General features: G+C 64.8%; 18 protein-coding genes. 14 read left to right on the plus strand and 4 right to left on the minus strand.

The annotated features are described in order from the left end of the window. Positions 1 to 158 precede the first annotated feature (158 nt). Both acnA and DCO49_RS08265 read right to left on the minus strand, forming a co-directional pair. Positions 159 to 2,912 carry an aconitate hydratase AcnA gene (gene acnA, locus DCO49_RS08260; RefSeq protein WP_116863626.1) on the minus strand — a complete coding sequence of 918 codons (2,754 nt, stop codon included), beginning with the start codon at positions 2,910 to 2,912 and terminating at the stop codon, positions 159 to 161. Between the two features lie 171 nt (positions 2,913 to 3,083). Further along, complete coding sequence (locus tag DCO49_RS08265) at positions 3,084 to 3,986, minus strand: LysR family transcriptional regulator (RefSeq protein WP_116863627.1); 903 nt, start codon at positions 3,984 to 3,986, stop codon at positions 3,084 to 3,086. A 109-nt stretch (positions 3,987 to 4,095) separates the two neighbouring features. Here DCO49_RS08265 and DCO49_RS08270 point away from each other — a divergent pair, with 109 nt between their 5' ends. The 10 genes from DCO49_RS08270 (at position 4,096) to DCO49_RS20165 (ending at position 14,824) form a co-directional block, all read left to right on the plus strand. Continuing rightward, entirely contained in the window at positions 4,096 to 5,217 is a 1,122-nt protein-coding gene (locus DCO49_RS08270) for a 4-oxalomesaconate tautomerase (protein ID WP_116863628.1), read from the plus strand. 76 nt (positions 5,218 to 5,293) lie between these two features. Then, positions 5,294 to 6,355, plus strand: coding sequence for an ABC transporter substrate-binding protein (locus DCO49_RS08275; protein WP_116863647.1), 1,062 nt, complete (start codon positions 5,294 to 5,296; stop codon positions 6,353 to 6,355). A gap of 14 nt (positions 6,356 to 6,369) precedes the next feature. Beyond that, entirely contained in the window at positions 6,370 to 7,203 is an 834-nt protein-coding gene (locus DCO49_RS08280; protein WP_116863629.1) for an ABC transporter ATP-binding protein, read from the plus strand. Further along, positions 7,187 to 7,963, plus strand: a complete 777-nt coding sequence (locus DCO49_RS08285; protein ID WP_116863630.1) for an ABC transporter permease — start codon at positions 7,187 to 7,189, stop codon at positions 7,961 to 7,963. Before DCO49_RS08280 ends, DCO49_RS08285 begins: the two co-directional genes overlap by 17 nt. Positions 7,964 to 8,097: 134 nt before the next feature. Next, positions 8,098 to 9,522, plus strand: a complete 1,425-nt coding sequence (locus DCO49_RS08290; protein WP_116863631.1) for a porin — start codon at positions 8,098 to 8,100, stop codon at positions 9,520 to 9,522. 65 nt (positions 9,523 to 9,587) lie between these two features. Continuing rightward, a complete protein-coding gene (locus tag DCO49_RS08295; protein ID WP_116863632.1) occupies positions 9,588 to 9,812 on the plus strand; it encodes an AbrB/MazE/SpoVT family DNA-binding domain-containing protein in 225 nt (74 codons plus the stop codon). A 6-nt stretch (positions 9,813 to 9,818) separates the two neighbouring features. Next, positions 9,819 to 10,217: a type II toxin-antitoxin system VapC family toxin gene (locus DCO49_RS08300; RefSeq protein ID WP_116863633.1), complete on the plus strand. Its 399-nt coding sequence runs from the start codon at positions 9,819 to 9,821 to the stop codon at positions 10,215 to 10,217. Between the two features lie 40 nt (positions 10,218 to 10,257). After that, positions 10,258 to 12,849: a bifunctional aconitate hydratase 2/2-methylisocitrate dehydratase gene (gene acnB / locus DCO49_RS08305; RefSeq protein ID WP_116863634.1), complete on the plus strand. Its 2,592-nt coding sequence runs from the start codon at positions 10,258 to 10,260 to the stop codon at positions 12,847 to 12,849. Positions 12,850 to 13,055: 206 nt separating this feature from the next. Continuing rightward, a complete protein-coding gene (locus DCO49_RS08310) occupies positions 13,056 to 14,198 on the plus strand; it encodes a DUF262 domain-containing protein (protein ID WP_116863635.1) in 1,143 nt (380 codons plus the stop codon). A 2-nt stretch (positions 14,199 to 14,200) separates the two neighbouring features. Then, positions 14,201 to 14,824, plus strand: coding sequence for a hypothetical protein (locus DCO49_RS20165; protein WP_133249413.1), 624 nt, complete (start codon positions 14,201 to 14,203; stop codon positions 14,822 to 14,824). Positions 14,825 to 15,011: 187 nt separating this feature from the next. Here DCO49_RS20165 and DCO49_RS08315 read toward each other — a convergent pair whose 3' ends face one another. Then, on the minus strand, positions 15,012 to 15,383 hold the full coding sequence (locus DCO49_RS08315) for a hypothetical protein (protein ID WP_133249414.1): 372 nt from the start codon (positions 15,381 to 15,383) through the stop codon (positions 15,012 to 15,014). A 141-nt stretch (positions 15,384 to 15,524) separates the two neighbouring features. Then, on the minus strand, positions 15,525 to 16,772 hold the full coding sequence (locus tag DCO49_RS08320) for a LysR family transcriptional regulator (protein ID WP_116863637.1): 1,248 nt from the start codon (positions 16,770 to 16,772) through the stop codon (positions 15,525 to 15,527). Between the two features lie 101 nt (positions 16,773 to 16,873). Between DCO49_RS08320 and DCO49_RS08325 the strand changes: the two genes are divergently transcribed. From DCO49_RS08325 to DCO49_RS08340, 4 genes are all read left to right on the plus strand, one after another. After that, positions 16,874 to 17,545 carry a 4-carboxy-4-hydroxy-2-oxoadipate aldolase/oxaloacetate decarboxylase gene (locus DCO49_RS08325; protein ID WP_116863638.1) on the plus strand — a complete coding sequence of 224 codons (672 nt, stop codon included), beginning with the start codon at positions 16,874 to 16,876 and terminating at the stop codon, positions 17,543 to 17,545. Then, positions 17,538 to 18,593, plus strand: coding sequence for a 4-oxalomesaconate tautomerase (locus tag DCO49_RS08330; protein WP_116863639.1), 1,056 nt, complete (start codon positions 17,538 to 17,540; stop codon positions 18,591 to 18,593). The genes DCO49_RS08325 and DCO49_RS08330 overlap by 8 nt, the downstream gene beginning before the upstream one ends. Positions 18,594 to 18,636: 43 nt before the next feature. Continuing rightward, entirely contained in the window at positions 18,637 to 19,950 is a 1,314-nt protein-coding gene (gene dctA, locus DCO49_RS08335; protein ID WP_116863640.1) for a C4-dicarboxylate transporter DctA, read from the plus strand. 87 nt (positions 19,951 to 20,037) lie between these two features. Then, on the plus strand, positions 20,038 to 21,321 hold the full coding sequence (locus tag DCO49_RS08340) for a carbohydrate porin (RefSeq protein ID WP_165835705.1): 1,284 nt from the start codon (positions 20,038 to 20,040) through the stop codon (positions 21,319 to 21,321). The last annotated feature ends 14 nt before the right edge of the window (positions 21,322 to 21,335 follow it).

Below are 21,335 nucleotides of genomic sequence, written 5' to 3' on the forward strand. Positions count from 1 at the left end.
GTATGGGCCCACCTTACGCCTGTTTCATGCGAATTGCATGAATCGGGAAAAATATGAATATTGCATGGAGGGCCGTAGAGCCGAGCCTGCGCTCGGCTGATGCTGGCAGGTCGCCAACCGCAGCCGAGCATGGGCTCGGCTCTACAACAGCCGGGGCGTTATCTGCTTGCCAGCTGGCGCAGCACGTACTGCAGCAGGCCGCCGTGGCGGAAGTACTCGACTTCCTTCGGGGTCAGCAGCATCACCGACACCTCGAAGGTCTTCTTCGTGCCATCGGCCTTGGTCGCGGTCACCGTGGCGCGCTTGCTGGCGCCGTCGTCCAGACCGGTGATGTCGATCGTCTCCGAGCCGTCCAGGCCCAGCGACTGCGCGTTCTCACCGTTCCGGAACTGCAGCGGCAGTACGCCCATGCCGACCAGGTTGGAGCGGTGGATGCGCTCGAAGCTCTCGGCCACGACCGCCTTCACGCCCAGCAGCAGGGTGCCCTTGGCGGCCCAGTCGCGCGACGAGCCGGTGCCGTATTCCTTGCCGGCCAGCACCACCAGCGGCACGTTGTCGGCCTTGTACTTCATGGCCGCGTCGTAGATCGCCAGCTTTTCCGGCTGGCCACCGTTGGCCGGGTAGTACAGGGTGTTGCCGCCTTCCTCGCCTCCGAACATCAGGTTCTTGATGCGGATGTTGGCGAAGGTGCCGCGGACCATGACGTCATCGTTGCCGCGGCGGCTGCCGTAGCTGTTGAAGTCGGCCTGCTGCACGCCGCGTTCCTGCAGGAAGCGGCCCGCCGGCGAATCCTTCTTGATGTTGCCGGCCGGGGAGATGTGGTCGGTGGTGATCGAATCGCCGAACAGGCCCATCACGCGTGCGCCGTGCACGTCGTCGATGCTGCCGGTCTGCATGGTCATGCCATCGAAGTACGGCGGGTTCTTGATATAGGTGGAGGCGTCGCTCCACTCGTACAGGTTGCCGTCCGGCGAGGCGATGGTGTTCCAGCGGCTGTCACCCTTGAACACTTCGGCGTAGTTCTGCTTGAACATTTCCGGGCCGACGGTCGAGGCGATGACGTCGCCGATTTCCTTGTTGCTCGGCCAGATGTCGCGGAGGTATACCGGCTGGCCATCGCTGCCGGTACCCAGCGGTTCGGTGGTCAGGTCGATGTCGGTGGTGCCGGCGATGGCGTAGGCCACCACCAGCGGCGGGCTGGCCAGGTAGTTCATCTTCACTTCGGGGTGCACGCGGCCCTCGAAGTTGCGGTTGCCCGACAGCACCGAAGTCACCACCAGGTCGCCACTGGCGATGCCGGCACTGACTTCGGTCGGCAGCGGGCCGGAATTGCCGATGCAGGTGGTGCAGCCATAGCCGACCACGTAGAAGCCGATCTTCTCCAGCTCGGTGAGAACGCCGGCCTTTTCAAGATAGTCGGTGACCACGCGCGAGCCTGGGCCGAGCGAGGTCTTGACCCACGGCTTGCGGTCCAGGCCCTTGGCGGCCGCGTTGCGGGCGAGCAGGCCGGCGCCGATCATCACCGCCGGGTTGGAGGTGTTGGTGCACGAGGTGATGGCGGCGATGACCACCGCGCCATCCTTCAGCCTCACCTTCCTGCCGTCCATCTCGATGTCGGCGTAGCCCTTGGCCAGCTGCTCGTTGCCCACTGCGGCGCCACCGCCTTCATTGACGAAGGTGGAGACATCCTCGCTGCGCTTGTCACGGTTGGCAGTCATGCCGACCAGGGCGTCGCGGTAGTTTTTCTGCACGTCTTCCAGCAGCACGCGATCCTGCGGGCGCTTGGGGCCGGCCAGGGAGGGCTTGACCGTGCCCATGTCCAGTTCCAGCGTGGTGCTGTACTGCGCATGCGGGCTGTTGGCGTCGTGCCACAGGCCCTGCGCCTTGGCATAGGCTTCAACCAGTGCGATCTGCTCTTCGCTGCGGCCGGACAGGCGCAGGTAGGTCAGCGATTCGTTGTCGATCGGGAAGATGCCGCAGGTGGCGCCGTATTCCGGGGCCATGTTGCCGATGGTGGCGCGGTCGGCCAGCGGCAGGTGCTGCAGGCCATCGCCGTAGAATTCGACGAACTTGCCGACCACGCCGAGCTTGCGCAGCATCTGGGTGACGGTCAGGACCAGGTCGGTGGCGGTGGCGCCCTCGGGCAGCTTGCCGGTCAGCTTGAAGCCGACGACCTGCGGAATCAGCATCGAGGATGGCTGGCCGAGCATGGCTGCCTCCGCCTCAATGCCGCCCACGCCCCAGCCGAGCACGCCGATGCCGTTGATCATCGTGGTGTGGCTGTCGGTACCGAACACGGTATCGGGGTAGGCCACGGCGCGGCCATCCTTGTCCGCGGTCATCACCACGCGGGCCAGGTTTTCCAGGTTTACCTGGTGGACGATGCCGGTGTTGGGCGGCACCACCTTGAAGTTGTCGAAGGCCTTCTGGCCCCAGCGCAGGAAGCCATAGCGTTCCTGGTTGCGCTGGAATTCGATCTTGCCGTTGAGGTCCAGCGCGTCGGGCTTGCCGAACACATCGACCTGCACTGAGTGGTCGATGACCAGTTCGGAGGGGATCTGCGGGTTGATCTGCTCGGGCTTGCCGCCCAGCTTGACCACCGCATCGCGCATCGCGGCCAGGTCGACCACGCAGGGCACGCCGGTGAAGTCCTGCAGGACCACGCGCGCGGGCATGAAGGCGATTTCGGTATCCGGCTCGGCGCTGGGCTGCCAACGCGCCACCGCTTCGATGTGGTCGGGTCCGACGGTGGCGCCGCCGTCCTCGTGCCGGAGCAGGTTCTCCAGCAGGATCTTCATCGAGTAGGGCAGGTGGGAGATGTCGAAGCGCTTGCCGAGCGTGGGAAGGCTGAAGTAGTCGTAGGTCTTGCCGCCGACGTCCAGCTGGCTGCGGGTGGAGAACGAATCGCTCATTCGGGATGACTCCTCTTGCGGATGGCTTGCACTGGCCCACCGTGGCAGGCCTGCTTGCGTTTGCCGGTGGCGTTGCGGCCGCCGGATCCCCGCCAGTATGGCCGAGCAGGGAGGGGCCGGAACGCTCTTGGCGCAGGACGCAAGGTTACAGGGCTGTATGTAGTGCCGATGTCACGGTTTGCCGCGCCACTGGCTCATCAGCATCTGCAGGAAACGCTCGGCGGTGGGCGAGAGCAGGGCGCCGCGGCGACGCACGATGCCGATGGTGCGCGAGACGACCGGGTTGCCGATCGGGCGGGTCACCAGGATCGGGTGGTCGCCATCGGGGGTGGCCATCTTCGGCAGCACCGACACACCGATGCCCGCTTCGACCATGCCCAGTGACGTGGACAGGTGGGTGACTTCGTAGTGCCAGCTCAGTTTCAGGTTCTCGCGCGCCAGGGCGCCATCGAGCAGGGTGCGGTTGCCGCTGGTACGGTGCACGGTGATCAGCTGGTGCTGGGCCAGGTCCGCCCATTCGACCTTGCGTTTGCGGGCCAGGGGATGGTCGCGGCGGCAGGCGAGCACGAAGGGGTCTTCGGCCAGCACGTCGAAATCCAGGTTGGGGTCGTTGGCACCCATGAAGTTGATGCCGAATTCCACTTCGCCGCGTTCCACCGCCTGCAGCCCTTCGGTGGCCGGAATGTCCAGGATGCGGAAGCGCACGTGGGGATGCGCTTCGTGGAAGCGTGCCATCACGCTGGGCAGGAAGTAGAACGCGGCCGTCGGCAGGCAGGCGATGGTCACCGTGGCGCCACGGGTGTCCTCGCGGCCGCGCAATGAGAACAGCGAGCCGTCGAATTCCTCCAGCATGCGCCGCACCAATGGCAGCAGGTTCTCGCCGACGGCGGTGGTGCTGACGCTGCGCGTGGTGCGTTCCAGCAGCGGTGAGCCCACGGCCTGTTCCAGCTTCTGGATGCGGCGGCTGAGTGCTGGCTGCGACACGTGCAGGCTTTCAGCGGCGCGGTGGAAGCTGCGTGTCTCGGCAACGAGGAGGAAGGCGCGAAGGTCCAGAATCTCGCAATTGATGCTCATTGGGTATCAATCATCAAAAAATCAGCAATTCACAGATCAATCGGGGTCATGCCAGTATCGAATCACAGAGGGGGTATTCATCCCCTGCACGCATCAATCTAGCACACGTATGTCCAACGATCTGCTCAGCATTCCCTGCGTCCTCATGCGCGGTGGTACCTCCAAAGGCCCCTTCTTCCTGGCATCGGACCTGCCGGCGGACAGCGCCCAGCGCGACCGCCTGCTGCTGGAAGTCATGGGCTCGGGCCACCCGCTGCAGATCGACGGCATTGGCGGGGGCAACGCCCTGACCAGCAAGGTGGCGATCATCGACCGGTCCAGCCGCGCCGACGCGGACGTGGAGTATCTGTTCGCCCAGGTGCGGGTGGAGCAGCAGGTGGTCGACACCTCGCCGAACTGCGGCAACATGCTGGCCGCCGTCGGGCCCTACGCCATCGAGCGCGGGCTGGTGCAGGCGCAAGACCCGCAGACCCGGGTACGCATCTTCAACGTCAATACCGGCAAGCTGATCGTGGCCACGGTGGAAACACCGGGCGGTGAGGTGGTCTACCGGGGTGATACGCGGATTGCCGGTGCGCCCGGCTCGGCATCGCCGGTGCGGCTGTCCTTCCTGGATGCGGCCGGCGCCCGTACCGGCAAGCTGCTGCCCAGCGGGCATGCCCAGGAAACCATCGACGGCGTGGTGGTGAGCCTGGTCGACTGTGCGATGCCGATGATGCTGGTGCGCGCCGAGGACATGGGTGTGCGCGGCGATGCCTCGCCGGCCGAACTGAATGCGGATGCGGGCTTCCTCGCCCGTCTTGAAGCGCTGCGCATCGAGGCCGGCGCCCGCATGGGCATCGCCGATGCTGGCAACAAGGTGATCCCCAAGCCGGTGCTGCTTTCTGCACCGCAGCACGGCGGCCACCTGCAGGTGCGCTATTTCATGCCCCACCAGTGCCACACCGCGCTTGCGATCACCGGAGGGGTTGGCCTGGCGACGGCGGCCGTCACCCCGGGCACGCTGGCCAACACTTTTGTCGGATGCTTGGGCCTGCCCGGCAGCATTACCCTCGAACATCCGAGCGGGGCCCTGGACGTGGGCCTGAGCCGAAGCTCGGACGATGCGCCGGTGGTTGCCAGCGTGGTCCGTACCGCCCGCCGCCTGTTCGAAGGCCGCGTGTTCGCGACCTCGCCCGCAACCACCGAGACCTGTTCCACCCAAGCCCGCCAATGGACTTCAGCGGCATGACCTGAAACCGGTCGGGCCCGCGCAGCCGCGCGTGGCCGACCACCACAACGTAGATGCTTCACTCCTGGGAGGGATGATGTACAAGCAGATGTTCATGGCCGCGCTGTGCGCGGCTGGCCTGGCCATGGCCGGGTGCAGCAAGCATGGGGCCGATGCGCAGGGCACGGCCGCCGGCAGCGCCGACACCACGCCGGTGCGGATCAGCGTGGGGTCCTACAACCTCAACAACCTGCCGTTCTTCATTGCCGATTCCAAGGGCTACTTCAAGGACGTCGGCCTGGAGGTGAAGACCGAAAACTTCGCCCAGGGCGGTTCGAAGGTGCTGCAGGCGCTGGTGGCCAATTCCACCGACGTGGCCGTGGGCTTCTATGACCACACCATCCAGATGCAGGCCAAGCGCAAGGACGTGGTGGGCTTTGTGCTGCTGTCGCGCAACTCCGGCCTGGTGATGGCCGGCCGCGACGACGCGACCTTCGACCCGGCACGCCCGGACACGATCAAGGGCCAGAAGGTCGGCATCACCGCGCCGGGCTCCTCGTCCGATTTCTTCGTTCGCCACTTCCTGGCCCAGCATGACATTCCGGTGGACAGCATCTCGCTGATCGGTGTCGGTTCGGGTGCGGCTGCCGTGGCTGCACTGGAGCAGGGCAAGATCGACCTGCTGGTGAACTACGACCCGGCCGCCACCCTGATCACCGAGCGCAAGGTCGGGAAGATCATCATCGATGCACGCAGTGACGAGGGCGCACGCCAGGTCTACGGCGGCCTGTACCCGACCTCGGTGATGTATGCCAACCGCAGCTTCCTGGAGCAGCGCCCGGAAGCGGCCGAGAAGATCGCCCGTGCCGAGCAGATGGCCCTGAAGTTCATCGCCGACAACAGTGCCGAGGACATCGTCGCCGCACTGCCGGACAGCTACGTCTCCGGCGACCGCGCCACCTATGCGCGTGCCGTGGAGAACGCCCGCGCGATCTTCACCACCGACGGCCACTTCACCGCGGCCGATCTGGAGACGCCGCTGAAGGTGCTGCGCGAGTTCAACAAGGATGTCGCCAACGCTGACATCGACCTGTCCAAGACCTACACCAATGCCTTCGTCGAGCGTGCCCACGCTGCGACGCCGGCTGCCCAACCGTAAGCGGAGGTAACCCCATGGCCCTCAACGCCACCGTGCGCCAGCTCAACGGCGCGCCGCAGCTGGAGCCTGCACAGACCATGGTTGCCATCAACAAGGTGACCATGTCCTTCGGCGAATTCACCGCCGTGCGTGATGTCGACATCCAGGTAGGCGACGGCGAGTTCCTTGCCATCGTCGGCCCCACCGGTTGCGGCAAGAGCACCATCCTCAATTCCGTGGCGGGGCTGCTGAAGCCCTCGTCAGGTGACGTAGCCATCGACGGCCGCACGGTCAGCGGCGTGCAGGAGTCGGTCGGCTACCTGTTCCAGCAGGACGCACTGCTGCCGTGGAAGACCGCCTACCAGAACGTCGAACTGGGCCTGCGCTTCCGTGGCGTGCCCGAGGCAGAGCGCAAGACCAAGGCCAATGCGTGGCTGGTCAAGGTCGGCCTGACCGGCTTCGAGCACCGTTACCCGCACCAGCTGTCCGGTGGCCAGCGCAAGCGCGTGCAGATGGCGCAGGCGCTGATTGTCGAGCCGAAGGTGATCCTGATGGACGAGCCGTTTTCGGCGCTGGACATCCACACCCGCCACCTGATGCAGAACGAGCTGCTGCGCCTGTGGCAGGAGGATCGCCGCTCGGTGATTCTGATCACGCACGATCTTGAAGAAGCCATCGCCCTGGGTGACCGCGTGGTGGTGCTGTCCTCCGGTCCGGCCAGCCGCGTCGTGCGCAGCTTCGACGTGGATCTGGAACGGCCGCGCAATGTTGCCGAAATCAAGCTGGACGAACGTTTTACCGACCTGTACCGCGACATCTGGGCCTGCCTGCGCGGCGAAGTGGAGAAGAGTTATGCACGCCAAGACTGACAAATTCATCCAGCTGGCCCTGGTCATCGCTGTGTTCGGGGGCTGGGAAGGCGGCATCGCGCTGGGCGTGATCGATCCGTTTTTCTTCCCCTCGCCGACGGCGATCATGCAGCAGGCCTGGACCTGGTTGTCTGATACCTCGTTCTACCAGCACGTCTACATCACTCTGACCGAGACCGCGCTGGGCTACCTGATCGGTACCGGCCTGGGCGTGGCCGGCGGTGTCTGGCTCGGCCTCAGCCGCCGCTCGGCGCGCATCCTCGATCCCTTCATCAAGGGCTTCAATGCGATCCCGCGCGTGGTGCTGGCACCGATCTTCGTGCTCTGGCTGGGCCTGGGCCTGTGGTCGAAGGTGGCCCTGGCGGTGACCCTGGTGTTCTTCACCACGTTCTTCAACGCCATGCAGGGCGTGCGCGAAGTGAACCCGGTGGTACTGGCCAATGCGCGCATCCTCGGTGCGGGCCGCAGTGACCTGCTGCGCCATGTGTACTTCCCCGCGGCCGCCAGCTGGATCCTGTCCTCGCTGCGTACCTCGGTGGGCTTTGCCGTGGTCGGCGCCATCATCGGCGAATACCTGGGTGCGTCGGCGGGCCTGGGCTACCTGATCGCGCAGGCCGAGGGCAACTTCAATGCCGTGGGTGTGTTTGCCGGCATCATCATCCTGGCCGCCTTCGTGCTGGTCATCGATGCGCTGCTCGACGTGGTCGAGAACAAGCTGATCACCTGGCGTCCCAACGCCCAGGCACAGGCCACCAGCTGACCGCGCTGCGCTGAGCCCGCATGCCGTGCCGCCGGGCTGATCCGGCGGCGCGCGCTGCCTCCCCCGATCTTCCCCCGCACCACCGCAACAGGCCAGCGCCAGGCCAGGGGGCCGGCTGGCCGGAGAGAGAACCCATGAACAAGCACACCGTGCTGCCCCGCGCAGCGCTGTCGGTTGCGCTCGGCCTGCTGTTGGCCAGCGGCCATGCGGGGGCGCAGTCCGCCCCGGCTCCGTTGAGCCAGGTCGAGCTTTCGGCGCTGGTGCAGCAGCAGGCGCTGCAGATCCAGCATCTTGAAGCCCGCCTGCGCGCGGTCGAAGGCGGCCAGGGTGCCGCTGCAGCCCCGGTCGCGGCAGCGGCACCTGCGCTGGAAACCCGGGTGGCCGCGCTGGAGTCGAGCCAGTCCAAGTCGCCCAAGGTGTCGTGGGCCAAGGGCGCTCCGGAATTCAGCAGCGCCGATGGCAAGGTGGCCTTCCGCCCGCGCGGCCGCCTGTTCGTCGATGGCTCCACTACCGACGGCTCGTCGGTGGCCGACCGCAACATCTCCGGTACCGAGATCCGCTCGGTACGCCTGGGGGCCGAGGGCCGCTACGGCATCCTCGGCTGGGCGGTGGAGGGCGACTTCGCCGACAACGCGGTGGCCTGGAAATCGGTCTATGCCACCGTCGATCACCGCCTGTTCGGCTTGCCGGCCGACCTGACCGTGGGCAACCGCCTGAACGACCGCGGCATCGACGGCTCCAGCAGCACCTCCAACACGCCGTTCCCGGACCGCAACGTGGTCGGCACGCTGATGCTGCCGCAGCGCGGCCTGTTCGGCGTTGGCCTGACCGAGCGCGTGTACGGCAAGGGCTGGCACGCCAGCCTGTCGGTGGCGGGCAACGACTTGAACAACGCCGGCAACGACAACGACAGCCAGACCTGGGCGACCCGCGTGCACTGGAACCCGGTGGCCAGCAAGGCCGCTACCGTTCACCTGGGGGCCTGGGCGTTCCATGAGGAGATCGCCGCCGGCGCCAGCGGCGTGCTGCGCAGCTCGGCCATCGCCGGGCACTTCAACGATCTGGTGAAGATCGCCCCGGGCACCTTGGTGGGCGCCGAGCGCAGCACGGCCCATGGCCTGGAAGCGGCCGGATTCTTCGGCCCGGCGTGGGCCACCGGCGAGTGGGGCACGCGCAACCTGCGCGGGGTCGACGCCAGCGGCCGTTACGACCTGGACCACCAGGCCTGGGCGGTTTCGGCCGGCTGGTTCCTGGCGGGCGCGGTGCCGGCTTACTCCGGCAAGGCGGGCACCTGGGGCAAGGTGAAGGTGGCCGACCCGGTGACCGACGGCGGTGCCGGCGCCTGGGAGCTGAAGGCGCGGTATGAGGACGTGGACTACGCCGAGCTGCCCACCGGCGGCACCGGCCACGCCTGGACGCTGGGAACGAACTGGTACCTGAACGACTACAGCCGCGTGATGTTCGAGGCGATCCGCTGGCAGACCCGCAACCGCAGCGGCAGTGGGCAGGGCAGGGACGAGGGCACCACCTTCAATACCCGCCTGCAGGTGGCGTTCTAAGTACGTGGCTGGCGGTATGGCCCTTTCGGTATGTATAATTCGTGCATACCGAAGAGGGCCTACCCATGGAAGCCACCGTTGCAGAGCGCGGACAGATCACCCTGCCCAAGGCAGTGCGTGACGCGCTGGGCCTGACCAAGGGCACCCAGCTGAAGGTCGAGCTGGACGGCAGCCGGATCATTCTGCGCAAGAGTGTTGACGATGCCATTTCACGGGCGCGCGGCAAGTTCGCGCTTGATGGCTTCGATTCGGCCAATGCGGCCGTGCGCTCGGTGCGCGACGAGGAATAAGCCGTGATGATCGCCGTCGATTCCCCGGTCCTGGTCGAGCTGCTCAGCAACGGCCCGCAGGCCGATGCAGTGGAAGCCATCCTGCGGCAGAGCCTGGTTGGCGGCCGCGTGGTGGTCTGCGGCGCGACCCTGGCCGAAGTCTGCGCCTCGCTGCGCGGCGGCGCCGAAGTGCTGGAAGCACTGGAAGAAATGGGCGTGCACTTCAATGCGCTGGAGGCCAAGTCGGCCCTGCGCGCCGGCGAGATGCACCGCCGTCATCGCCAGCGCGGCGGCAGCCGCCGCAGCCTGGACGAATTCATGGTCGGCGCCCATGCACTGCTGCAGTGCGATGGCCTGATCACCTGGAACGATACGTTTTACCGCGACTACTTCAAGGGCCTGAAGCTGATCGTGCCGCACGCCTGAGCCCACTTTTTTTCAACCTACGCATTACCCGGGAGTTGTCATGTTGGAAGCCTACCGCCACCACGTCGCCGAGCGCGCTGCGCTTGGCATCCCGCCGCTGCCGCTGAGCGCGCAGCAGACGGCCGATGTCATCGAACTGCTGAAGAATCCGCCGCAGGGCGAGGCCGAGTTCCTGCTCGACCTGCTGACCCACCGCGTGCCGGCCGGCGTCGACGATGCTGCCAAAGTCAAAGCCTCGTACCTGGCGGCCATCGCCCTGGGCAGCGAGCAGAACCCGCTGATCACCCGCGAGCGCGCCACCGAACTGCTGGGCACCATGCTGGGTGGTTACAACGTTGCGCCGCTGGTACAGCTGCTGGACGACACCAGCGTCGGCACCATCGCCGCTGACGGCCTGAAGAAGACCCTGCTGGTCTTCGATGCCTTCCATGACGTGCAGGAAAAGGCCAAGGCGGGCAACGCCAACGCCCAGTCCGTGCTGCAGAGCTGGGCCGATGCCGAATGGTTCACCAGCAACCCGGAAGTGCCGCAGAGCCTGACCGTCACCGTGTTCAAGGTGCCGGGCGAAACCAACACCGACGACCTGTCGCCGGCGCCGGACGCGACCACCCGCCCTGACATTCCCATGCACGCCCTGGCGATGCTGAAGAACAAGCGCGACGATGCACCGTTCACTCCGGAAGAAGACGGCAAGCGCGGCCCGATCCAGCAGATCCTCGACCTGAAGGACAAGGGTCACCTGGTCGCCTACGTCGGCGACGTGGTCGGCACCGGTTCTTCGCGCAAGTCGGCCACCAACAGCGTGCTGTGGTGGACCGGCGATGACATCCCTTACATCCCGAACAAGCGCGCCGGTGGCGTCTGCCTGGGTTCGAAGATCGCCCCGATCTTCTACAACACCATGGAAGATGCCGGCGCCCTGCCGATCGAGCTGGATGTGTCGAAGATGGAGCACGGCGATGTGGTCGAGCTCCGTCCGTACGAAGGCAAGGCGCTGAAGAACGGCGAAGTGATCGCCGAGTTCCAGGTCAAGTCCGACGTGCTGTTCGACGAAGTGCGTGCCGGTGGCCGCATTCCGCTGATCATCGGCCGCGGCTTGACCGGCAAGGCGCGTGAAGCGCTGGGCCTGGCCCCGACCGATATGTTCCGCCTGCCGGTGCAGCCGGCCGACAACGGCAAGGGCTTCTCGCTGGCGCAGAAGATGGTCGGCCGCGCCTGTGGCCTGGCGGAAGGCCAGGGCATGCGCCCGGGCACCTACTGCGAACCGAAGATGACCTCGGTCGGCTCGCAGGACACCACCGGCCCGATGACCCGTGACGAGCTGAAGGACCTGGCCTGCCTGGGCTTCTCGGCCGACCTGGTGATGCAGTCGTTCTGCCACACCGCTGCGTACCCGAAGCCGGTGGACGTGAAGACCCACCACACCCTGCCGGAGTTCATCTCCACCCGTGGCGGCGTCTCGCTGCGCCCGGGCGACGGCGTGATCCACAGCTGGCTCAACCGCATGCTGCTGCCGGACACCGTCGGTACCGGTGGTGACTCGCACACCCGCTTCCCGGTGGGCATTTCGTTCCCGGCCGGTTCGGGCCTGGTCGCCTTCGCCGCGGCCACCGGCGTCATGCCGCTGGACATGCCGGAATCGGTGCTGGTGCGCTTCAAGGGCCAGATGCAGCCGGGCGTGACCCTGCGTGACCTGGTCAACGCGATCCCGCTGTACGCCATCAAGTCGGGCCTGCTGACCGTGGCCAAGGCCGGCAAGAAGAACATCTTCTCCGGCCGCATCCTGGAAATCGAAGGCCTGCCGGAGCTGAAGGTCGAACAGGCGTTCGAACTGTCCGACGCCTCGGCCGAGCGTTCGGCGGCCGGTTGCTCGGTGCGCCTGAACAAGGAACCGATCATCGAGTACCTGACCAGCAACATCACCCTGCTGAAGTGGATGATTGCCGAGGGTTACCAGGATCCGCGTTCGCTGCAGCGCCGTATCGAGAAGATGGAAGCCTGGCTGGCCAACCCGGAGCTGCTGGAGCCGGATGCCGACGCCGAATATGCCGCCGTCATCGAGATCGACCTGGCCGATATCCACGAGCCGATCGTGGCCTGCCCGAACGACCCGGACGACGTGAAGACGCTGTCTGAAGTCGCTGGCGCCAAGATCGACGAAGTGTTCATCGGTTCGTGCATGACCAACATCGGTCACTTCCGTGCCGCTGCGAAGCTGCTGGAAGGCAAGCGCGACCTGCCGACCCGCCTGTGGGTGGCCCCGCCGACCAAGATGGATGCCTCGGAGCTGACCAAGGAAGGCGTGTACGGCACCTTCGGCGCCACCGGCGCACGCATGGAAATGCCGGGCTGCTCGCTGTGCATGGGCAACCAGGCGCAGATCCGCGAAGGCTCAACCGCGATGTCGACCTCGACCCGCAACTTCCCGAACCGTCTGGGCCGCAACACCAACGTGTACCTGGGTTCGGCCGAACTGGCCGCGATCTGCTCGCGTCTGGGCCGCATCCCGACCAAGGACGAGTACATGGCCGATGTGGGCGTGATCGCCCAGAGCGGCGCGGAGATCTACCGCTACATGAACTTCGACCAGATCGAGGAATACCAGGACGTGGCCAAGACGGTCGCTGCCTGAGGGTTGTGCCAGTCTTTGGCCGGCACTTCATTGAAATAAAAAACCCCCGGTGAAAGCCGGGGGTTTTGTTCTAGTGGAAAAAGAAACTTTTCGGATGGTATGCTCGGTTGCGCTGAGAGCTAAGCTGCTGTGAAAGCCGAGTTCGGTAGAAGAATTATCACAAACAAGCCTAGGGGGATCGAGTGGCAGGTGCAAATGGGAATGAGATGCTGGATGAAATGATTGTTCCGCTCGACCAGGACGAGTCGGAAGAAGATGTTTCTCTGGATGCCCAGGCGACTAACGACGCTGTAATATTCAACACCGACTGGACCGTTGAGACGCTCTTTCGTCAGATTGACAAGGGGAATGTTGATTTGGATCCTCAGTTCCAGAGGCGCGAAGCCTGGAAAATTGATCGTCAAAGCAGGTTCATCGAGTCAATACTTTGTAATTTACCTATCCCCAATGTTGTTCTGGCGGAAAAGAAAGGTCAGCGCGGAAAGTACATTGTAATTGATGGTAAGCAGAGGTTGCATACTATCAAGAGCTTCTTTGATGGAAATTTCGAGCTTAAGGGTCTGACCATCCGAGATGACCTTAATTCCAAGCGCTTCGCTGATATTGAGCTTGCTGGTGACCAGGATGTCGCGTCTCTTGAGAATTATCCGATACGAACGGTGATTATTAGGAGTTGGCCCGATGAGGATTATCTTTACACGGTCTTCTTTAGGCTCAATAGCGGAAGCCTTCCGCTCTCGCCGCAGGAGCTTAGGCGTGCGCTCCATGGTGGGCATCTCCTTAATTTCATCGATGATTTCCTGTTAGGGAGTGCGGAGTTTAAGTCTGTGTTCGGAGATAATCCGGATCCACGAATGCGTGATGTAGAGATGGCTCTCCGATACGTTGGTGTCGATACCAATCTCGATGGTTATGATGGAAACTTGAAGAGGTTCTTGGATAACCTTGTTATTTCTACCGATCGGGCTTGGCCGCGCTCTGAAGCGGCGATAAGGAGTTCGCTTGATGGAATGGCTAGGGCTATCAAGACGACTCGTGAAATTTTTGGTGAAGACAGCTTTAAGAAATGGAACGGGGCGAAGTTTGAACGCCGGACCAATCGTGCGGTGTTTGACGTGATGACTCGTTACTTTTCACAGCCAGAAGTCGCGGCCGCAGCCGAGGCGCTGCCCGACAATGTGAAGAACGCATTTGTTGATCTCTGTGCCAACAATGAAGTTTTTAGAAATTCGATTGAACGCACCACAAAGACGAGGGACGCGACTCTGCAGCGACTTTCGCTTTGGGGGGAGGCGCTCGGTCCAGTAATTGGAATGACTCTGGATAAGTCAACCTTCAGAATGGTCTGAGCATGACCACGAAACATTTCGCACACCTTAAAGACAGGTGTAACCTCCTTCTCGGAAAATATATTGACCCTCAAATAGCGGCGATGGATGCAGCTTTGGCGGATGGGGGTGTGCCTCCTGATCCTGATTTCGATAATATGGCCGCTTGCAGGCTTCTGATTCACTCAGAGTTGGAGTGCTATTTTGAAAATCGTGCTCTCGATGTCATTAAGGCGTGCGAAGGTCAATCGGCACTGACGATGAGGAATGCGTCGCTTATTGCTCTTCGTGCCTGGATGGAGAGGAGAGAGATTGATTGGCAGCGGTGGGATGCGCCACCTTCAGGCGTTGATAAGGCATCCTTCGCATCGCTAACAAGTGAAGCGCACGGGTTCGCCCGTCAATTCATCAAGGCCAATAACGGGATAAAGGAGAAATCAGTTCAAACTCTTTCAGCCATAATGGGTTACTTTCCCGACGAGCTTGATGATGTGTTGGTAGAAGATCTTAATAAATACGGATCGTTGCGTGGAACGGTTGCTCACAATAGTTGGGTTTACGCGACCAATACTTTTGAATCGCCGGAGATTGAGCGCGGTAGAGTTGATAGAATTATTGGTCTGATAGAGCAATTTTACGAGGCATAGGCTTTTTTGGCCGATTCGCGCGTGATCGCCAAGAGCGGTGCGGAGATCTGCCGCTACATGAACTTCGACCAGATCGAGGAATACCAGGACGTGGCCAAGACCGTCGCTGCCTGATCCTGCTGATCGGTTGATGATGTAAACGAAGAACCCCCGGTGAAAGCCGGGGGTTTTTTGTGGGCGGCATCCGCTACTGCACGGTCCAGTCTGCGCTGCCTTGCAGACGACGGCCGTCGATCAGCACGTTGCCGTGCTTGCCGGAGACGTCCATTTCAAACCAGGGCAATCCGTCGTGGCGGAGCGGTCGCACGTAGGCCTGACGGCGGGCGCGATCGAATTCGATGTAATACCGGCGTTGCACGTTGGCAGGCTGCGGAATCGACAGACCTTTCCAGCTGACGTTGACCGCGCCGGGATCCTCACGGCCGACCAGCATCAGCGTGAAGACCACGTCGCCCTGGCCGGCCTCGAAGTAGAACAGATCGCCGCTGGCGCTTGCAGGCACCAGGGGCAGTGACAACAGCATGGACGCGAGCGCGGCGTTCCAGTTCCTTCTGATCATGCGCGGTCTTCCTTGTGCAGAGTTGTCATCAAAGCACACTGTAGAGCCGAGCCGATGCTCGGCGGCTTGTTGGCCCGATCGGGCAGCCGAGCGTGGGCTCGGCTCTACACTGGCGTCCGTCAGATGGCGCCCTGCGCGGGGTCAGCGATAGCGGAACGGCCAGGCATCCGGGCCGTCTCTGCAGCGTTCGGCGCAGACGTCGCGGAAGGTCTGCAGGAACGCCTGCTGCGGACGCGTCGGGTGCCAGTCGGCGCGGGTGGTCAGGCCGATGCGGCGGCGCAGGGCGCGGCCGGCCAGGCCCAGTTCGGCCAGCAGGCCGGCCTGGCGTTCGATCAGGAACTGGTCGCGTGACATCAAGGTCAGCCAGTCATCCTCCAGCAGCAGGCCGCGGGTGATCACCAGCGAGCCGCATTCGATGCGCAGCACAGGTGGCTCGTGGCCGTTGTCGCGGAACATCCGCTCCCAGCGTGCACGCACCGGCGCGCCGGTGGCCGGGATCACCCACGGATAGTCCAGCAGTTGCTCGAAACGCCACGGCAGCTGCGCGGCGAGAGGATGATCGGCGCGGCCGACGATGACCGGATCATCGTCGAACAGGCCTTCCTGCACCACGTCGGGCACCGCGCTGAGGTCGCGCATGGCGCCGACCAGCAGGTCCAGGCTGCCTTCGCGCAGGTCGGACAGCAGCTCCGAGAACGGGCCCTCCACCACGTTCACCGTGGCGCCCGGCCAGGCGCGTGCGAACCGGGCCAGTGCCTGTGGCAGCAGCAAGGCGCGCGCCAGCGGCATCACTCCGATGGCCAGGCGGCCGCCGTGCTGGTCACGGGTGGCGGCCAGTTCGTCCAGACCGGTGGCCAGCTCGGAAAGCGCCAGGCGGACCCAGCGCAGCAGGCGGGTGGCGGCGGGCGTGGCCAGCAGGGCCTTGCCACGCCGTTGCAGCAGGGGCACCTCGATCACCGCTTCCAGTTCGCGCACCGCGCGGTGCATGGCCGGCTGCGAAACCCCGGCGCGCGCTGCCGCAAGCGTGAAGCTGCCCGCGCTGTCCACCGCGTTGAGGGCGCGCAGCTGGCTGAGTGTCAGCCGCCGTTCGATGGTTGCCAGTGCAGGCAGGCGCGCCGCACGCCGGGCCGCGCGTACGCCACGGGCGAGGTAGGCGAGGGTGCGTTCGATGCGCGGTGCCAGCAGGCGCATCGCCTCCGTGGCGACCATGCCGCCGGGCTGGCGGTCGAACAGCGGTGCATCCAGCTGACGTTCCAGCCGCGCGATGGCCTGGGTGAGTGCGGGCTGGGACAGATTGAGGTGCGGCGCGGCCGCGCTGATGCCACCGTGCACGTGTACCGCCACCATCGCGTGCAGGTGTTTCAGGTTCAGCTCGGGCAGTCCATTCATGGCACAACTATAACCAGATTGAATGGGTTGGACGAAAAACGATCTTGAGGGGTCTGCATGACGCGGAACAGACTGCGCCATCGCCAACGAAGGATGGATGGATGTCCCGCGTCATCACCCGCATCGAGCGCGCCGAAACGGCGCTGATCCAGTCACTGGCCGAGGCCGGCGTGGCCACCGTGCATGAGGCACAGGGTCGCAGCGGCCTGCTGCACCCGCGGCTGCGCCCGATCTACAGCGGCGCGCGCATCGCCGGCAGTGCGGTCACCGTTTCGGTGCCGCCGGGCGACAACTGGATGATGCACGTGGCCATCGAGCAGCTCGGCGAGGGCGACATCCTGGTGGTGGCGCCGACCAGCGACTGCACCGATGGCTACTTCGGCGACCTGCTGGCGACCTCGGCGCAGGCTCGTGGCTGCCGCGGCCTGGTCATCGATGCCGGCGTGCGCGATGTGCGCGAGCTGACCGCGATGGGCTTCCCGGTGTGGAGCCGGGAGGTGCACGCGCAGGGCACGGTGAAGGAAACCCTGGGTTCGGTGAACGTGCCGCTGGTCTGTGGCGGCGCCCTTGTGAATCCGGGTGACGTGGTGATCGCCGACGATGACGGCGTGTGCATCGTGCCGCGCGCCGATGCGGCCAGGGTGGCCGCCGAAGCGCAGGCACGCGAAGCACGGGAGGCCGACAAGCGCGAGCGACTGGCGCGTGGCGAACTCGGTCTGGACATCTACGCCATGCGCGAGCGCCTGGCTGCCAAGGGCCTGCGCTATGAGTGAGGGCGTGCGCGCGATGTGGATGCGCGGTGGTACGTCCAAGGGCGGGTTCTTCCTCGCCCGGGACCTGCCGGCCGATGCCGCCGCGCGTGATGCCTTCCTGCTGCGCGCCTATGGTTCGCCGGATGTGCGCCAGATCGACGGCATGGGTGGCGGCGATCCGCTGACCTCCAAGGTCGCCGTGGTTTCGCCCTCGCAGCGCAAGGATGCCGACGTCGATTACCTGTTCCTGCAGGTGTTCGTCGACCAGGCGCTGGTCAGTGACGCGCAGAACTGCGGCAACATGCTGGCGGGTGTGGGGCCGTTCGCCATCGAGCGCGGCCTGGTGGCAGCGCGCGACGGGGTGACCGAGGTACGCATTTTCATGGCCAACACCGACACCCTGGCCACGGCCAGCGTGCAGACACCGGGTGGCGTGGTGAGCTACGCCGGTGACGCGCGCATTGACGGCGTACCGGGTACCGCCGCACCGGTGCCACTGGCCTTCGAGGACACCGCCGGTTCCAGCTGCGGCGCGCTGCTGCCGACCGGCAACACGGTAGACGTGATTGACGGCGTGCAGGCCACCCTGATCGACAACGGCATGCCCTGCGTGGTGCTGCGCGCGTCGGACCTGGGCATCAGCGGGTACGAGGATCGCGCCACGCTGGACGCCGACGAGGCTTTGAAGGCCCGCCTGGAGGCGATCCGCCTGCAGGCGGGGCCGAAGATGAACCTCGGCAACGTGGCGGAAAAGTCGGTGCCCAAGATGATGCTGTTGGCTGCACCGGCCGACGGCGGCGCGATCTGCGTGCGCTCGTTCATTCCGCACCGCTGCCATGCCTCCATCGGCGTGCTGGGCGCGGTGACGGTGGCGACGGCCTGCCTGCTGCCGGGCTCGCCGGCCCGTGCACTGGCCCGGTTGCCGGGCGGGCAGGTACAGACCCTGGCGGTGGAGCACCCCAGCGGGGCCACCACCTGCGTGATTGAACTGGACGAGGACGGCCAGGTGGCCCGCGCGGCCATGCTGCGCACCGCACGGAAGCTGTTCGACGGCGAACTGTTCGACTGAACAGGCAGCGCCTTTCTATTCTCTGCGACCTGGGAGGGTTGTTATGACCGTGGTAGGGAAGCGGCCGGGCCGCTTTGGAATCTTTGGCCAGTTGTGGTTCCAGGTGCTGGCCGGCACCGTGATAGGCGTATTGCTGGGCTGGCTGCAGCCGGACCTGGGTTCGGCGATGAAGCCGCTGGGTGATGGCTTCATCAAGCTGATCCGGATGATGATCGGACCGATCATCTTCGTCACCGTGGTGCACGGTATCGCCGGCATGCGCGACATGCGCAGCGTGGGCCGGCTGGCGCTGAAGTCGCTGATCTACTTTGAGGGGATCACCATCCTCGCGTTGATCGTCGGTCTGGTGGCGGTGGATCTGTGGAAGCCCGGCGCCGGCATGAACATCGACGCGGCGACCATCGACATGGCCAGCATCCAGGGCTATGTGCACACCGCCCATGACCAGTCGATCGTGACCTACATCATGGCCATCATCCCCAACACCCTGGTCAGCGCGTTCACCGAGGCGCACGTGCTGCAGGTGCTGTTCGTGGCCGTGCTGTTCGGCGTGGCCCTGGCTGCCGTTGGCGAGCGCGGCAAGCCGGTGATGGACGTGATCGAGAGCGCCTCTGGCGCGCTGTTCAAGATCATCGGCTACATCATGTACGTGGCACCGATCGGCGCGTTTGGTGCCATCGCCTTCACCGTAGGCCAGTTCGGTGCCGCCTCGCTGCTGTCGCTCGGCGAGCTGATCATCGAGTTCTTCGTGGTCTGCGGGCTGTTCACCGTGCTGGTGCTGGGCAGCGTGTGCTGGTGGACCGGTGCCAGTCTGTGGCGCCTGCTGGGTTACCTGCGCGACGAGATCATCATCGTTGCGGCCACCACCTCCACCGAAACGGTGCTGCCGCGCCTGATCGAGAAGATGAAGAAGCTGGGCTGCGAAGAGGGGGTGGTCGGTTTCGTGATTCCTGCCGGCTACTCGTTCAACCTGGATGGCACCTGCCTGTACCTGACCACGGTGGCGATCTTCCTTGCCCAGGCCACCAATACCGAACTGACCGTGTGGCACCAGCTGGGCCTGATCGCCGTGCTGCTGCTGACCTCCAAGGGTGCTGCGGGCGTGGCCGGTGCGGCGTTCGTGGTGCTGGCGGCGACCCTTGGCACCACCGGCACCATTCCGGTGGCCAGCATCGCCTTGATCCTCGGTATCCACCGCATCCTGGCTGAAGGCCTGACCTTCGTGAACCTGATCGGCAATGCCATCGCCGTGCTGGTGATCGCCAAGTGGGAAGGCAAGCTGGATGAAAAGACCATGGCCGCGCAGATCGGCACCCGCCGAACCCGGCAACGCCTGCTCGGCGTGCAGCCCGCCTGAGGCAATGGCCTGAGTCCTGACGGCCGCTGCGGTGGCCTCCACTGAATGCATCACCTTGGCGCCGGCGGCGCCGGGAAGGGAGAGAACATGTCGCAGTTCCTGCGTACCCCGCTGTACCTGCTGCTTGCCAGCGCACTGGCAACGCCTGCGTTCGCCGCTGAACGCAGCATCCCCGAGGGCATCGACCTGACCCTGGACCTGGTCGGCAACGTGGCCCACAACCCGGTGGGCGGTGTTGAACAGGGCACCGAAGGTTCGTACTGGGTGATGGCCCAGTCGAAGTTCGACCTGGACAAACTGTTCGGCGTGCACGGCACCGAGGTGGATGCACAGTGGGCCTGGTTCGCCGGGCGCAACCTGGCGCGCGAGAAGATCGGCAATTCGATCAGCGCACAGCAGACCTGGCGACCGGTAGCCGGCGGCCGCCTGACCCGGCTGACCCTTCGTCACCGCTTCGACAATGGCCTGAGCATCCTCGCCGGCCGTGCGCCGGTGAACAGCTACTTCAACAACTCGCCGCTCAACTGCGTGTTCATGAGCAACGCGATGTGCCTGACGCCCTATGGCGCGATCACCGACCTGGGCATCACTGCCTACCCGAATTCGTCCTGGGCCGGCCTCGTGCGCTACGACGTGAATGACCGCTGGTATGCGCAGGCGGGCGTGTTCGACTACAACAACGAGCTGAACAAGCCCGGCAAGAACGGCCTGGATTTCTCGGTGGGCGAGGGCACCGGCACCATCAGCGCCTACGAAGTGGGCTACCAGACGTCCTTCGCGAACGATCGCCTGCCGCGTACCTACCGCATCGGCATGTACCGCAACAGTGATGGTGGCAAGAGCTCGTACTTCGATGCCAACGGCAATTCGGCGGCGCTGACCGGCAAGCCGACGGCCGTACAGGACGGTGCGCGCATGGGCGTGTACGCGATGGGCGACCAGACCGTCTGGCGCGGCGAGGGCAAGCGCAACCTGGCCGTGTTTGGCCGGGTCTACGTCAATACCGGCAACGAGGCGCCGGTCGATCATTTCGTGTCGGCGGGCTTCGTCAAGACCGGCACCTTCGCCGGCCGCGACCAGGACACCCTGGCCATGTTCGTCTCCAACACGCATTTCAGCGACGAACAGATCGGCTTCCTGCGTGATCGCCGCAACCGTTACGGCGGTACCGGTGCACCGCATGCCGACGAAATCATCACCGAGCTCAGCTACGGCTGGGCGGTAAAGAAGGGCATCCGCCTGATGCCGAACCTGCAGTACGTCATCAATCCAGACCCGATCTACGCGCCAACGCGCACCACCAACATCCCCGATGCGCTGATTGTCGGTCTGCGCGTGGATGTGCATTTCGCCCAGCTGTTCGGCTGGTGATCCATCGCCCCAGG

The organism is Stenotrophomonas sp. SPM (assembly GCF_003105135.1).
Taxonomy (GTDB): Bacteria; Pseudomonadota; Gammaproteobacteria; order Xanthomonadales; family Xanthomonadaceae; genus Stenotrophomonas.

Bases quoted from the DNA above. Each gene is read 5' to 3' on its own strand.
- DCO49_RS08330 (WP_116863639.1), top strand. From the start codon at position 17,538: ATGAGTGAGGGCGTGCGCGCGATGTGGATGCGCGGTGGTACGTCCAAG.
- dctA (WP_116863640.1), top strand. From the start codon at position 18,637: ATGACCGTGGTAGGGAAGCGGCCGGGCCGCTTTGGAATCTTTGGCCAG.
- DCO49_RS08275 (WP_116863647.1), top strand. From the start codon at position 5,294: ATGTACAAGCAGATGTTCATGGCCGCGCTGTGCGCGGCTGGCCTGGCC.
- acnA (WP_116863626.1), bottom strand. From the start codon at position 2,912: ATGAGCGATTCGTTCTCCACCCGCAGCCAGCTGGACGTCGGCGGCAAG.
- DCO49_RS08310 (WP_116863635.1), top strand. From the start codon at position 13,056: ATGCTGGATGAAATGATTGTTCCGCTCGACCAGGACGAGTCGGAAGAA.
- DCO49_RS08325 (WP_116863638.1), top strand. From the start codon at position 16,874: ATGTCCCGCGTCATCACCCGCATCGAGCGCGCCGAAACGGCGCTGATC.
- DCO49_RS08300 (WP_116863633.1), top strand. From the start codon at position 9,819: ATGATCGCCGTCGATTCCCCGGTCCTGGTCGAGCTGCTCAGCAACGGC.
- DCO49_RS08270 (WP_116863628.1), top strand. From the start codon at position 4,096: ATGTCCAACGATCTGCTCAGCATTCCCTGCGTCCTCATGCGCGGTGGT.
- acnB (WP_116863634.1), top strand. From the start codon at position 10,258: ATGTTGGAAGCCTACCGCCACCACGTCGCCGAGCGCGCTGCGCTTGGC.
- DCO49_RS08295 (WP_116863632.1), top strand. From the start codon at position 9,588: ATGGAAGCCACCGTTGCAGAGCGCGGACAGATCACCCTGCCCAAGGCA.
- DCO49_RS08320 (WP_116863637.1), bottom strand. From the start codon at position 16,772: ATGAATGGACTGCCCGAGCTGAACCTGAAACACCTGCACGCGATGGTG.
- DCO49_RS08290 (WP_116863631.1), top strand. From the start codon at position 8,098: ATGAACAAGCACACCGTGCTGCCCCGCGCAGCGCTGTCGGTTGCGCTC.
- DCO49_RS08285 (WP_116863630.1), top strand. From the start codon at position 7,187: ATGCACGCCAAGACTGACAAATTCATCCAGCTGGCCCTGGTCATCGCT.
- DCO49_RS08265 (WP_116863627.1), bottom strand. From the start codon at position 3,986: ATGAGCATCAATTGCGAGATTCTGGACCTTCGCGCCTTCCTCCTCGTT.
- DCO49_RS08340 (WP_165835705.1), top strand. From the start codon at position 20,038: ATGTCGCAGTTCCTGCGTACCCCGCTGTACCTGCTGCTTGCCAGCGCA.
- DCO49_RS08280 (WP_116863629.1), top strand. From the start codon at position 6,370: ATGGCCCTCAACGCCACCGTGCGCCAGCTCAACGGCGCGCCGCAGCTG.
- DCO49_RS20165 (WP_133249413.1), top strand. From the start codon at position 14,201: ATGACCACGAAACATTTCGCACACCTTAAAGACAGGTGTAACCTCCTT.
- DCO49_RS08315 (WP_133249414.1), bottom strand. From the start codon at position 15,383: ATGATCAGAAGGAACTGGAACGCCGCGCTCGCGTCCATGCTGTTGTCA.